7 protein-coding genes are annotated in these 14132 nt (G+C 43.4%); 3 read left to right on the top strand and 4 right to left on the bottom strand.

The window, feature by feature from the left end:
* Positions 1–11 precede the first annotated feature (11 nt).
* The 4 genes from M2408_RS25010 to M2408_RS24995 all read right to left on the bottom strand — a co-directional run bounded on the left by M2408_RS25010 (position 12) and on the right by M2408_RS24995 (position 8193).
* Positions 12–3440 carry a SusC/RagA family TonB-linked outer membrane protein gene (locus M2408_RS25010; protein ID WP_259187291.1) on the bottom strand — a complete coding sequence of 1143 codons (3429 nt, stop codon included), beginning with the start codon at positions 3438–3440 and terminating at the stop codon, positions 12–14.
* 71 nt (positions 3441–3511) lie between these two features.
* Complete coding sequence (locus M2408_RS25005) at positions 3512–4684, bottom strand: FecR family protein (RefSeq protein ID WP_259187290.1); 1173 nt, start codon at positions 4682–4684, stop codon at positions 3512–3514.
* Between the two features lie 71 nt (positions 4685–4755).
* Positions 4756–5325 (bottom strand): RNA polymerase sigma factor, encoded by a 570-nt coding sequence (locus tag M2408_RS25000; protein ID WP_259187289.1) that lies wholly within the window; start codon positions 5323–5325, stop codon positions 4756–4758.
* 117 nt (positions 5326–5442) lie between these two features.
* On the bottom strand, positions 5443–8193 hold the full coding sequence (locus M2408_RS24995) for a substrate-binding domain-containing protein (RefSeq protein ID WP_259187288.1): 2751 nt from the start codon (positions 8191–8193) through the stop codon (positions 5443–5445).
* A gap of 292 nt (positions 8194–8485) precedes the next feature.
* Between M2408_RS24995 and M2408_RS24990 the strand changes: the two genes are divergently transcribed.
* The 3 genes from M2408_RS24990 (at position 8486) to M2408_RS24980 (ending at position 14030) form a co-directional block, all read left to right on the top strand.
* Positions 8486–9808: a sugar porter family MFS transporter gene (locus tag M2408_RS24990; RefSeq protein ID WP_259187287.1), complete on the top strand. Its 1323-nt coding sequence runs from the start codon at positions 8486–8488 to the stop codon at positions 9806–9808.
* Positions 9809–9859: 51 nt separating this feature from the next.
* Positions 9860–10816, top strand: a complete 957-nt coding sequence (locus tag M2408_RS24985; RefSeq protein WP_259187286.1) for a carbohydrate kinase — start codon at positions 9860–9862, stop codon at positions 10814–10816.
* An 88-nt stretch (positions 10817–10904) separates the two neighbouring features.
* Positions 10905–14030 (top strand): TonB-dependent receptor, encoded by a 3126-nt coding sequence (locus M2408_RS24980; protein WP_259187285.1) that lies wholly within the window; start codon positions 10905–10907, stop codon positions 14028–14030.
* Positions 14031–14132 lie beyond the last annotated feature (102 nt).

Below are 14132 nucleotides of genomic sequence, written 5' to 3'. Positions count from 1 at the left end.
TGAAGTCTAAATTAAAGGGTTACATTAATACCAAAAGTGAAGACTCTTGGTTGTGGCAAATCGAGCCGTGCAGCTACTAAAGCCTCCGGATCAATACCGGATTTATTGGCTTTCCATACCCAGAGATTGTTGAACTGAGAAACCAGACGGATTTCGGAAAAAGGAAGTTTTCCTTGCAACTGTGGCCGTTTGAAGGTGTAGCTTAAAGACATTTCCCGCACACGCAGGTAGGCCGCATCAATAACAGAGTTACTGGATCTGGTTGTTAAAAAGAAGTATTCATTGCTTAAATCTTCCCAGCCTGGGAAAGTTGGTATGTCAGTGATCAGTTCGTCTCCCGGAAAACGCCAGCGTTTGGCGATCTGATTATTATAAGAACTGGACCAAGTGAGACTGTTCATCTCAGGCATTTCCTTCCGCGCATAATGTCCCCAATTAAATACAGTATAGATCGATAACTGGAATCCCTTGTATCGGAATTCATTGGACCAGCCACCTGTGTAGAGTGGTCGTGAGCTACCATGGTAGATGAGTGATTCCAGTACAGGAACTCTGGTTTTATTTCCTTCGGCATCAAAAGTCTGTGGTCGACCTTGCTCGTCTAGGCCTGCCCAACGATAGCTCCAAAGGGATTCTCTCGGGTAACCTTCCAGGAAGGGAACTGTATTGTTAGGACGATTATTTGTCGGATCGCTATCTGTAATCTTATTTTTGGTCACCTTGCTTTTGTTGAGGGCAAGATTTAAGGTACTGCTCCATTGAAAGGCACTGTTTTTTAAGATGGTAGCATTCAAGCCAAACTCAATCCCCTTGTTGATCATGTCCGCACCATTGATATAGGAATTGGTCATCCCTACCGTTGGGTCTAGATCCTGGCTCCCCAATAGATCATAGCTAAACTTGTGGTAATAATCTGCATTGAGGGTGATTCTATCCTTTAAAATCCCTAAATCTAAACCGATATTATAGGTTTTGGTACGTTCCCAGCGTAATTTGGCATTTGGTGGACTATCGACCCGAGCAACATAATCGTTGGCTGTTGCATTAAAAAACCTCCTTGCCACTAGATAGGTAGAAGATTGGTTACTGCGGTCGAAATTTCCAGTCAAGCCCATGGTTGCCCGTAGGTTTAATTGGGAAATCCAGTCGATATCGAAAAAGTGTTCATTGTCAATCAGCCATTTTCCACCGATACTCCAAAGGGGTGTCCGCTTGAATTTTGGATCTGATCCGAAAAGATTGGAGTGATCATTACGCCAGCTTCCCGTGACTGTGTAGCGGTTATCGTAAGTATATGCTAGCGTACTATAGAAGGAATATTCCCGATTTTCGACATAATTATTTCTGACGTAACTACTATGATCATAAACATATGTTTTTCCTTCCCAATCTTTAATCCCAACATTTAAGGCTATAAGGTCTATATTTTGTGAGTTCAGCAATTGATCGTTGTATCCATAGAGTCGGTTGCGGTCTCCTTCGCTAATCTTTCTATTCAAATCGAAACCGGCAAGAACGTTGATATAATGTTTCTCATTAAATTTCTTTTCGTAATTGAGAAAATTGCGCGTCGATAGAAAGGTCGACTGATCGCTTCTTGTATCAAGGTAGTCACCATAAGGGATATAGGCTTTTATGCTATTGTTTTTGTCAAGTACCGTATATCGGTTCATAAAACTGCGTGTCGCGTAGCTATCCTTATCGTATTGATTTCGTCCATTGGTCGTTGCCCTTTCATAGACAAAATTGTTGGTAAGTCGGAGGCCATCCATGATTTTCCAGTTGAGCCCAAAGAGACTGCGTATAGCTAAACTGCGACTTTTGTTATTTGCCAGCTGATTTTCTTCATATAGATTGAGTCCATTATCCCGATAACCCAGAGACATTAATCGGTCATTTTCGACCTTGTTATAGTCTGCATAGCTCCGGATATAATTTCCCTGTTCATCCATCAGCATTTGATAGGGCTGCAAAGCGCGGATTTCGCCTGCTAGATCATCCATACCCTGTTGATCCCAACCATAAAGAAATCCCACATTGGTCGTTAGACTAACAAATTTGGCGAGATCATATTGCAGACGATTGTTAAAATTGAAGGTTTTGGTACTTGTTCCCTGCAATCCCGAAAGATCAAACTGTCCATTGATAGTAGTCATATGACGGAAGTTGTCTGAACCGCCAGAAATACCAATATAATGACTTTGGTTAATGGCCTTGCGGAGCAAAAGTTTGTTGATTTGCTCCTGATTATTGAGCCCTGCTAAAGCTGCTAGTCGGCGATCGCGTTCTTCCAGGCTGATTTCCTTACGATCGTAAGCCGTAAATATACCAATGGATTGGGTGTAGCCTGAGGAGTTACCATCATAGATATCGATGACAAATTCTTTGTCATATTGTTCTTTTTCGTAGTCGATAATTTCTGCGGAATTAGCGCGTTGCAAAGCCTTATAGTCTGGGCGCATCTGCACACGTAAATTGCCCGAATAGGTGATGCTTGTCTTGCCTCTGTTTCCTTTTTTTGTTGTAATCACGATGACCCCATTCGAAGCCTGTGATCCCCAGATTGCCGCAGCAGCGGCATCTTTTAGTACCGTTACTCCCTCAATCTCATTGATATTGGGTATGATGCTGGAGGCGAAGCCATCTACGATGATCAGCGGTTGTGTGCCGGCGCGTAGTGAACTACCTCCCCGGATGCGCATATCACTGTTCCCTTTTTCGTCTTTATAAAAACTTAAACCCGGTACGGCGCCCTCCAATGCGGCTTCTAAACTGCCGTTGTTTCGTTTTTTGAAGTAATTGGAATCTAAGCTGGCGGTGGATCCCGAAGCATTGATTTTATTGATCCGCTGATAACCTGTACTAATAACCACTTCTTCAATACGGTTATTGCTAAGTTCCAGCTGGACAAAGATGGATTTTTCGGGATTATCGACACTATATTCCTGTGGCTGATAACCCACGGAACTGATAATGACATGGACTGGACCCTGAGGGGCAGTAAATGCAAATTGTCCTTTCGCATTTGTCACTACAGTCTTCTGCCCAGACCCATCGTCATAAATGATGGTGGCGCCTTGGATGGGATTCCCAGTTTCGTTAAGTACACGGCCACGATAAATGCTTTCTTGGATCTTTTTGTTCGGATCGGCCTCGACAATAATAGTCTTTTGCTGGATTCGGTACTTTAGAGGTAGCTTGCTAAAAAGCTTGTCCAGTACTTCGTGAATATCACCCTTGGCATCGACAGTGATCAACGTCTGGGAGAAATCTTTACCCTCCCAAAAGAAATGGTAGCCATTTTCGCGTTTTAACTGTTCAAATACTTTCGCGAGCTTTTGCTCTTTGGCATGAACTTCAATGGTCTGACCAAAGGAATAGGCTGGGTTAGACTGCAGTAGGTACAGACTGAGAAAAGCAATACCAAGTTTTTTTGCCATAGGGCTGCGCACGCTCTTCCAAGCTAATTGGGTAGTTTTTTGATTCATAAGATTGATTAGGTAGGGTTTCTTTACTTTTGTTTTAATCGGACAATAATCTGGTCGTTTCTGTTTTTAAATTCGACATCTAGTTTGTTTTTGGTTAATATATCGAGTACTTCATTTAAACTATAGGATTTGGAAATAGATCCATGATATTCTCCAGCGGGTATATGGGGATCAATTTCGAAATCTACCGGGTACCAGCGTGAAAGCTGCTGGCATACGGATTGGATAGATTCACCGTCGAAATTAAAGTAGCCTTCCCGCCAGGACTGTTGATCGATGTCCAGTAGGCTTCTGAAATCCAGTTGTAGTGAATGTTTGTTTAGAATACTCTGCTGACCAGGTTTGAGAAGAACGGATTTGCTGGTTGAGCGGTCGGGCTGGTTTGTTTCCAAACGGATAGATCCCTCATATAAGCTCGTTGTACTGAAAGGATCTTCTTGATAGTTTTTGATATTGAATTTTGTACCTAAGACCTCGACTGTCTGATGTTCCGAACGAACAAGGAAATGTTTTCTTTGCCCTTGTTCATTGACCTGTTTTGTGACTTCGAAATAGGCTTCTCCCTGTAGTTCGACATGGCGTTCATTTTGGTCCATATTGCCAAAGAAGCGAAGTGTGGAAGCTGAATTGAGCCATACTTTTGTTCCATCGGCTAGAATAAGTTTGATATTACTTCCTGCTGGGGTTTGAATGGTCTGGATATCATTGCTAGCAGTCGCTGCGGCAACGGATTGGTAGATGAGGAATCCAGCTTTGTCTTTATAGATAAGGAGCCCATTTGTTTTTAAGGTATCTTTTACCACTAATTGAGCGAGATCGATGCGCTGGCCCTGTTTATTTGTCCAAATGGGCTGCGCATTCTTCACTGGAAGAATATTTGTGAGTACCTTTTCTGTTCCCTGTCGCTCGACAGTCTTTAACTGCCATAAGCTTAAGCCTATAGCACCGAGTAAAACGGCCGCTGCGGTCCATTTGATCCAAAGTTTTCGGATAGGAGCGGAAACTTTGTTAGATTTGTTAAGGATAGGTAGCTGTTGTGCAATGCGGTTCAATCGGAACTGGACTTCCTGCGCATCGACAGGTACTTGCTCCGATGCCGTCTGATTATACCAATCGAACAGTTCTTCAAGTTCCGCTTGTTTAATTTTACCATGCTGATATTTGTCTAGCAGCTCTTCTTTTCGCTTAGCCTCCATTGGATCGTATTAATGCTTTAGCTATATGACAATCTAAAGTCTCCGAGGATATAGATCAATTTTATTTTTTTTTATCCGGCTATTAAAACAACGATCGCCTTTAGGAGCTTGCTTTTTAAAATCTTGAGTGCATTGGAGACTTGTAGCTTTGAAGTACCCTCAGAAATATTCAGTAATGCTGCAATTTCTTTGTGGCTTAATCCCTCTTGACGACTTAACTGAAAGATATGGCGCATGCGTTCGGGGAGATGAGCGATTTCCTGTTCGATGATAGCGCGGAGCTCCTTTTCGAGTATCCAGGATTCAGTCTGCTCATGGAAAGGAGGATTGTTCTGAATGACATGGTCAAGGTATTTATCGATGACTTTACCTCGGTTTAGTTTATTCAATACCTTGTTGCGGGTAGCACGATAGAGGTAGGAGGAAACATATGCCAGCTCGGGTAGTTGAGCTCGTTTCTCCCAGATCTCAGCAAATAGTTCTTGAACAACATCTTCCGTTTCATCTAGATCGCGAAGAATTTGATAGGCATGTCGGAAAAGTACTTCTTTGTATTGATGGAATAAGAGGGCAAAAGCCGTATGGTCTCCGGCCTTTATCAGTTGAAATAGATGCTCTTCTTTGATCTGGTCCCCTTGCATGTTTTTTATTGGTAGCGTTGTTATTCAGGAGTAATATCGTCAATACCTGTTAATACTGCCAAATTTATAAATTTAATTCTATTTTTCTTTTTCTTTAGTTTACGGCATTTGTTGCCATTATTTTCGATCCAATTCTTTCTTAAAGGTACTTGGTGACTGTCCATATTTCTTTTTAAATGCCGAGGCAAAATAGGAGGCTGAGGAGAAACCGACGTTGCTGTAGATCTCATTGATATTGAGTCCGTCAGCCATCAGGCTTTTTGCTTTTTTGAGTCTCCTTTCGACAATATATTCGCTGATGCTACAGTCGAGCAATTGTTTGACTTTGCGATAAAGTTGCACACGTGAGAGGTTGAGCTCGCCAGCAATATCGTCGACACTCAGCCGCTGATCGGACAGTTTCGATTCGACAATAGCCGAAAAGCTATTGAGAAACCGTCTGTCGCTTTCATTGATGGTATCTGACTGGGGTGAATCAAATTGCTCGACATTACTACTATATTTTTCTTTAAGCTGATGCCGTGATTGTAGCATATTGGCAATCTTTGCCCGAAGGAGTGCGGCATTGAAGGGCTTGGTTATATAATCATCTGCTTTCAGGAGACTTCCTTCAAGGATCGTCTCTTCATTGGCTAATGCGCTCAACAGAATGACAGGAATATGGGCTGTCTGGTAGAATGTTTTGATGTCTTTGAGGATATCTAGTCCGCTGCCGTCGGGTAACATGATATCGGTGAGCACCAAATCTGGGAAATGTGCTTTCATCAGAGTGCCGGCCTGATGCGAATCTCGTGCTAAAAAAAGATTATAGTCGTTTTTCAAGATAGATCTCAGGTAATCCCTGATTTCATCGTCATCTTCAACAATCATAATGCTCTTCGATTTATTGGAATGAAAAGATAGATTCTTATCAGAAGATTTCACTTCAGTATCCAGAAAATCTTGTTGCTTGAACACCGGTTTTACACCAGATACAGCTGTTATGATCTCCTCCTGTTCATAATGGGTATTTCCGATAGGCATCCGAAGGGTGAAGATCGAACCATGGCCTAATTTGCTGCTGGCTGTGATCTGGCCATGATGCAGTTCGACGATCTGTTTGACGTAGGCCAGACCGATTCCGGATCCGTTCCGGCTGCCTGTTCCTTGATAGAAGGGATCAAAAATATGCTCGATATCAATGGGCGCTATCCCTAGACCATTATCCAGCACACGTAAGTAGAAATAATCTTTGAAGCTATTTTCTTCGAGTGAAATTTCAATTCTACCACTGGTAGCGGTATGTTTTATCGCATTGGAAAGGAGATTGGATAAAACCTGCTCCATCAGATATTCGTCAATCCAGACCTCTTTGAGCATACTCTTATTGATGTAGCTGATCGATATTCTGCTTTTTTTGAGCAGTGGTTTAAAACTGTTGATGACCTGCTGGATAAAAGGGTCTATAGGTACAGCTGATACCTGAAGCTTTATTTTTGCTTTGCTGATCCGATGAATGTCGATTAGGTCGCTGACCAGTCGCTGTAATTTTTTTGCACTTCTTTTGACCCGTGATAATTGCTCTTTGATATCTTCTGATAGATCTTTTCGCATTTCGAGATCCTCAATGGGCGCCAAGATAAGGGTGAGGGGTGTTTTAAATTCGTGGGAGATATTGGTGAAAAAATTGTTTTTGATTTCTGCGGCCTGCTGAATCTGGCTATTCATTTCAACGATCTGTTTCTGCTGAGATAAGATCTCGCCATTCTGGAGTTCAAGATGTTTGTTTTTTTCCCAATTGCTTTTGATAACGATAATAGAAATACCGCCAAACACAACCGCAAGCACCAAACTGACAACAAGAACATTGAGAACATTTTTTTGATTTTGATAAATCCGGTTCTGCTCAGTGATAAATTCCTGTCTTTTGTCGATGTCTACTTGTTGCTGTTGTATCTTTTGTGACTGTAGCGCCAATAGTTCGGCATTTGTTCTGTCGATCACGGCAGTAGCGAGAATGTTTTCACGTCGATATTGTTGATTGTTGATAATCGCCAGTGCCGTTCTGATCGCTTCAGTTCCGCCAGTAGGGTAGAGCATAGAAGCATACATATGACCTTGTATAATCTGCTCAAGACCATTACCCGGTCCTGGCAGTGCATCTACACCAATGATTTTAATATCTTTTTGAAGCGGCGTCTCATCCAATGCTTTTTTTACGCCCATGGCCATTTGGTCATTGAAGGTAAAAATAATATCACTTTGTGCCATTTGGGCGATATGCTCGCGCATTTCAGTATAGGCTATATTCTTTTCCCACCCACCGTGGATAACAGCACAGACCTGCATGCCACTTACTGCTGAAATACTTTGCATAAATCCCTTTTCACGCTCAATCGAGGCGGAGGTCCCCGATAAGCCGGTTACCAATCCGACCCTACCTTTACCCTGGAGGACAGCTTGGCTATATTGACCGGCTAGTTTTCCAATAGCAAGGTTGTCGGCACCCACATAAGCATTGTATTGACCCGAAGAGGTTTTGCGATCTGTTACGATCACCGGTATTTTGCGCTGGAATACAGAGTCAACGATAGGTGTTAGCGGTTCGGCCTCATTGGGTGATACAATCAACAGATCGATACCGGCTTTGGTCAGCTCGCGTATCTGATCAATCTGAACAGCATTATTGCCTTGGGCGTCGCGGTATAAGAATTCAATATCGGGATTAAAGGAGAGTTCCCGTTTCATTTCCTCAAGCATAGTTTGCCTCCATGCATCATTCCCGATGCACTGTGAAAAAGCAATGACCCGCTTCTTTTTCTGACTTGCCGATTGGCACCCCAAAAAAAGCAACAGGACCAATATGCCATAGAAGGTATATTTTCCCATGTTTATTTCCCCTTTACTATCCGAATATACATCATTTCAGTTTTTTTAGATAATAAGCCCAAGGTTAGTGTATTCCTTACACTAAAAAGAGATGGTTGAAATATGTATCATTTTCTATAAGATATGTCTAAAAACTGAAAGTCTAAAAAATATGAATTAGTATAAGTTGTTGGTATGTAGTGTTTTGTGTTGTTTCTGAAAATGTTACATAAATAAATGTTTTTGCTGTCTTCAAATTTAAGTAACCGTGAAGCCAGGGTTAAATTTGGGTTAATCAATTATAGATGATAAGATGAACAAAAACAAAGTATTAGCCTGGTCTTTTGTAGTGGCATTAGGCGGATTTTTATTTGGCTTTGATACAGCTGTTATTTCAGGAGCTGAAAAGGCAGTACAGGAGCATTGGCATTTGAGTGAGTTTCAACATGGGCTTACGATGGCCATCGCGTTAATAGGTACGGTAGTCGGTGCGGCATTGGGCGCGTTGCCTTCGGACAAGCTCGGCCGGAAAAATACATTATTTGTTGTAGCAGCCTTATATTTTATTTCAGCGATCGGAAGTGCGCTGGCCAATGACTGGACAATTTTTATTTTATTCCGGTTTTTGGGCGGTATTGGTGTCGGTGTTTCTTCGGTAACGGCACCTATTTATATTTCCGAAATTTCACCCGCCGCTTCCCGGGGTAAGCTGGTGGGGCTCTTCCAATTCAATGTGGTACTGGGTATTTTGATTGCTTATTTATCAAACTATTTTATCGGACAGGTAGGGGAAGAATCCTGGCGCTGGATGTTGGGTGTGCAGTGTTTTCCGTCGTTGCTGTTTTTTGTGTTGATTTTCTTTATTCCCGAAAGTCCCAGATGGCTGCTATTACATAAGAACAACCTACCTGAAGCAACAAAAATCATGCAGCGAATCAATTCTGAGGGCTATGAGCTTGAAATCGAGAAAATTCAGGCATCGAAAGATGCAATGGCAGGTGAAGGCAAATTATTTATACGGGAAAACGCCAGACCAATTTTATTGGCCTTCTGTTTTGCGCTGTTCAATCAGCTCTCGGGTATCAATGCGATTATCTATTATGCACCGCGTGTCTTTGAAATGGCAGGCCTCGGTTCCCAAAGTTCCTTGCTTTCCACGGTAGGGATCGGAGTGATCAACTTTATTTTCACTTTGGTGGCTATCAATTTTATAGATAAGGTAGGTCGCAAAAAACTGATGCTGGTGGGTTCTATCGGATTGATCGTATCACTCGCACTGGTATCGCAGGCTTTCTATACAGGGCAAACAACAGGATTTGCTATTACAATCTATCTGATGAGTTTTATTGCCTTCTTTGCCTTCTCTCAGGGAGCTGTGATCTGGGTGTTTATTTCTGAAATTTTTCCGAATGATGTGCGTGCCAAAGGCCAGACATTTGGCAGCTTGATTCACTGGGTAATGGCTGCGATTATTACATTTTGTTTTCCGGCGTTGACAGAGATGCTCGGTGGCGGCGGTACTTTCCTGATTTTTGCGCTATTTATGGTATTGCAGCTTGTTTATGTGCTGAAATTTATGCCTGAAACAAAAGGACGGTCGCTGGAAGATATGGGGCAGACGATCAATCTGCATTAAGTATCACGCTATTATTGATCCAATCGCTTATGTGTACAAATAATGATGACAATGAAAAACCTGAATAAATCAATACAAGGAGTTTGTTTCGGAGAGGTTCTTTGGGATAATCTGCCGACCGGAAAAAAATTGGGCGGTGCTCCGCTAAATGTTGCTTATCATCTTAATAAGCTGGGGGTTGTCGCACAAATGCTTACCCGTATCGGAAGGGATGAAAATGGATATGAACTGCTTACTGTATGCGAACAGCTGGGGATTCCGACGGCCTTCTTTCAGTACGATGACAGCTTGCCGACCTCTACCGTTGAAGTGACAATCGATGCAGACCGTAATGTACAATACGATATTGTATACCCTGTTGCCTGGGACAGAATTACTGCGGAACCGGCTGTACTGGAAGCTGTTTCCAAAGCTGACTTTTTGGTGTATGGCAGTTTGGCCTGTCGCGATGATGTGAGTTTTCAAAGCTTGTTGACCCTGTTAAAGGAGGCTTCCTTCAGGGTCATGGATGTCAATTTGCGTGCTCCTTTTTTCGCACCTCATCGGGTACATGAACTATTACGCTACGCGGATCTCGTTAAGATGAATGCAGAGGAACTGCATATTATCGCTGAATGGAGTGGGGCACCCTCAACGTACACAGATCAACAGCGGGTAGATCTACTGTTAGATTGTTTCTCTATTCAGGAAGCTATCGTTACCTACGGCGCTGCAGGAGCGGTATACCATCATAAAAAAGCAAATATCAGTTATCATTTTCCTGCATTGAAAGTACAGGTGGAAGATACCATCGGAAGCGGAGATTCGTTTTTAGCCGCTTTTTTGACCAAGCGGTTCCAGATGGCAGAAGGAGTAGCCTTGGAGGAAGTGCTCGAATTTGCAGCCACTTTAAGTGGATTTGTGACGCAGAGTAGTGGTGCATGTCCTGCTTATAATACGGCGGATATCAACCGCTTTCACTGGCTGAATCCCATCTTCCGTGATAGCGAACGGAAAATGAAACAGTAAAGAGCTTATGATGCAAAAAAGGGAAAATGCGAAATAAGCAACCGTAAGAAAAATAATCAAATTAATAATCTACTTATAATAACCAATTATGTTTACAAGACAGCAAGCTATGTTGCTTCCGTCTTTGGCTCTCTTTTCAGTTGTTGCTTTTGCACAACAGACAGAAATCCGGGGGCGGATTGCGGACAGCGGAACAGCCGCTCCCATCGTCGGAGCGTCGTTAGTGGTCAAGGGAACCGGTCAGGCAACAAAGACAAATGAAAAAGGGGAATTTGTGCTCCAGCTATCGGGCAACAACGGTACATTGGAAATAACCTATGTTGGCTACGAATCCCAGACAATACTATTGGGGAACAAGAAATTTTTGGATATCCGGTTGGTCAGTACCGAAAAAGGACTCGATGAGGTGGTTGTCACCGGCTATCAGCGAGAGCGCAAGAAGGATCTGACCGGCGCTGTGAGCGTCGTCAATGTGACCGAAATGATGAAAGCCCCTGAAAATAATCCCATGAAGGCGCTTCAGGGGCGCGTAGCGGGTATGACAGTAACTTCTGATGGTAGCCCAAGTGGCGCAGCTACTGTACGGATGCGTGGTATCAGCTCGATCAACAGCAGCCAAGATCCACTCTATGTTATCGATGGTATACCGACACAAGGTGGGATGCATGAGCTCAATTCCAACGATATCGAGAGCATTCAGGTATTAAAAGACGCCTCCTCGGCAAGTATCTACGGCTCACGCGCTGCAAATGGTGTTATCGTGATCACAACAAAAAGAGGAAAACTCGGAGCGCCAAAGCTTACTGTAGACGCTTATGTGACCAGTACACATTTTAATAATCGTATGAAGGTGCTCAATGCTCAGCAGTATGGTCAGGCGCTGTGGCGGGCAACGATCAATAGCGGCGGTAATCCGAACAGCAATAATATCGGTTATCAGTTTGAGTGGAACAACGATGCCAATGGCTTGCCGCAGCTCAACAATGTATTTGTATCCAAATATATCGATCGTGAACGTACGATGTATGCCGCAGATACCGATTGGTTCAATGAAGTTTCCAAACCAGGCCTACTCCAATCGTACAATGCGACGTTGAGTTCGGCTACGGAAAAGTCAAGCTCTTATTTTTCCGTAGGTTATCTGCATAATAGTGGAACACTTCGGTATACGGATTTCCAGCGTATATCAGCCCGGATGAATGCCGATTATAAACTGTTTGATGGTAAGTTGGTTGTCGGCGAGAATTTTACAGTGAACAACACGGGAGAGGTGCAGGTGCCCGGGGATGTGCTCGATCTATCCTTGAAGGCATTGCCGGTTATACCTGTACATACCGTAGATGGAATAGGTTGGGGCGGTCCTGCCCTTGGGATGAATGATCGTCATAACCCGATGCGCCTGTTGCATGATAACAGGAATAATAAATACAATTACTGGCGCCTATTCGGAAATGCTTACGCCGATTTGCAGCTTATCAAAGATTTGCATATACGCACAAGCTATGGCATAGACTATAGTAATTTTTACAAACGTAACCTGGAAGTTTCCTATCGCTCAGGTTTTATGAGCAGCAACAGAAGTGCTGTTAATATGGAACAGTCTCAGGGATTGAAGTGGACTTGGTCGAATACTGCAACATACAGAAAAGAGATTGACAGACACACGATAGATCTACTGGCTGGTGTAGAAATGAACCGACAGAACGATATTAATTTTAATGCATATACCGCGGGAGATGGAGCTTTCGCCATTGAAACACCAGAATATATGTGGCCCGGTGTAAGTACAGGCACAGCTGCCGTTGGCGGTGGTTCCACAGGTTTTTCGCTCCTTTCATACTTTGGAAAGGCAAACTACTCCTTTGATGACCGCTACCTGGCCTCATTCACCGTGAGACATGATGGTTCTTCCCGTTTTGGAAAAAACAATCGCTTTGCGACTTTTCCGGCCGTAACAGCAGGATGGCGAATCTCATCTGAACGATTTATGGCCGGAACCAAAGATTATGTCTCCGATCTTAAACTGCGCGCCGGCTGGGGACAGACCGGTAATCAGGGAATTGGCAACTTGGCGACCTATGGGCTCTTTGTACCTGAATATGGGGTGGGGGATCCCACCTGGAATATTGTCGATGGTACCGCTTATGATCTTTCAGGTAACGGAACAGGGACTCTCCCTTCTGGGTACCGAAAAATCCAGACTGAAAATAATGATCTAAAATGGGAAACAACGACACAGACCAATATCGGCTTGGACTTCACGCTATTCGGCCAGAGTCTCTACGGATCAGTCGACTGGTACATTAAAGCGACAAAAGATATGCTGATCAATCCTGCTTACATCGGTGTCGTCGGTGAAGGCGGCTATCGCTGGGCTAATGGTGCTTCGATGGAAAATAAAGGTCTGGATATTACGGCAGGCTACCGCAATAAGACTTCCTTTGGTCTGGATTATGATGTGACGGCAGTCCTTTCATCGTATAAAAATAAGGTGACCCATTTGCCCGAAGCCGTGGAAAACTCCTATGGTGGTCGTCAGGGCGATAATATTATCGGTAGACCATTGGGCTCATTCTATGGCTACTTAACGGATGGGATCTTTCAGAATCAAAAGGAGGTGGATGATCATGTCAACCAGACCGGTAAAGGAATTGGCCGTTTGCGTTATCTTAATGTCTATGGTGCTGATCAGCAGATCACAGATATGGACCGCACCTGGATCGGCAACCCGCATCCCGATTTTTCATATAGCTTGAATATTGCATTGAAGTATAAAGGATTTGATCTGTCCGCCTATTTTCAAGGGGTGCAGGGCATAGACGTTGAAAACTGGTTGAAAAAACAGACTGATTTCTGGAGTGTCGATGATGTGAACTCCAATAAAGGTGTACGGTTACTTAATGCCTGGACTCCACAGAATCCGACCTCCACAATTCCGGCTTTGCAGACAACAAACAATAATGATGAGGGGCGTCTGTCCAATTACTTTATCGAAAACGGATCCTATATGAAACTTCGAAACCTGTCGCTTGGCTATACCTTACCAACGGCAACAGCTTCTCGTTTGCGGATGAACCGCCTACGTGTGTATGTTACCGGCCAGAACCTGTTTACAGTTAAATCGAAGAATTTCACAGGCGTAGATCCCGAGAATGTAGGTTGGGGCTATCCGATCCCAACGACATGGACAGCGGGGGTAAATATTGGCTTTTAGAAGAAAGAACCAAAAGCCTTAGCGGATGAGACGGGAATGGAGGAAACGAGGGACCAAAACAATAAATCCATGGAAATATGGGATATAAAAAACAGAATTCCA

This window comes from Sphingobacterium sp. BIGb0165, from assembly GCF_024810095.1.
GTDB classification, from domain to species: domain Bacteria; phylum Bacteroidota; class Bacteroidia; order Sphingobacteriales; family Sphingobacteriaceae; genus Sphingobacterium; species Sphingobacterium detergens.
The sequence above is the reverse complement of the archived record's forward strand: the minus strand, read 5'-3'. Positions and strand labels throughout refer to the sequence as shown.

What these genes read in the sequence shown, in the direction of transcription:
- M2408_RS25010 (WP_259187291.1), bottom strand. Translation starts at nt 3,440, where the DNA reads ATGGCAAAAAAACTTGGTATTGCTTTTCTCAGTCTGTACCTACTGCAG.
- M2408_RS25005 (WP_259187290.1), bottom strand. Translation starts at nt 4,684, where the DNA reads ATGGAGGCTAAGCGAAAAGAAGAGCTGCTAGACAAATATCAGCATGGT.
- M2408_RS25000 (WP_259187289.1), bottom strand. Translation starts at nt 5,325, where the DNA reads ATGCAAGGGGACCAGATCAAAGAAGAGCATCTATTTCAACTGATAAAG.
- M2408_RS24995 (WP_259187288.1), bottom strand. Translation starts at nt 8,193, where the DNA reads ATGGGAAAATATACCTTCTATGGCATATTGGTCCTGTTGCTTTTTTTG.
- M2408_RS24990 (WP_259187287.1), top strand. Translation starts at nt 8,486, where the DNA reads ATGAACAAAAACAAAGTATTAGCCTGGTCTTTTGTAGTGGCATTAGGC.
- M2408_RS24985 (WP_259187286.1), top strand. Translation starts at nt 9,860, where the DNA reads ATGAAAAACCTGAATAAATCAATACAAGGAGTTTGTTTCGGAGAGGTT.
- M2408_RS24980 (WP_259187285.1), top strand. Translation starts at nt 10,905, where the DNA reads ATGTTTACAAGACAGCAAGCTATGTTGCTTCCGTCTTTGGCTCTCTTT.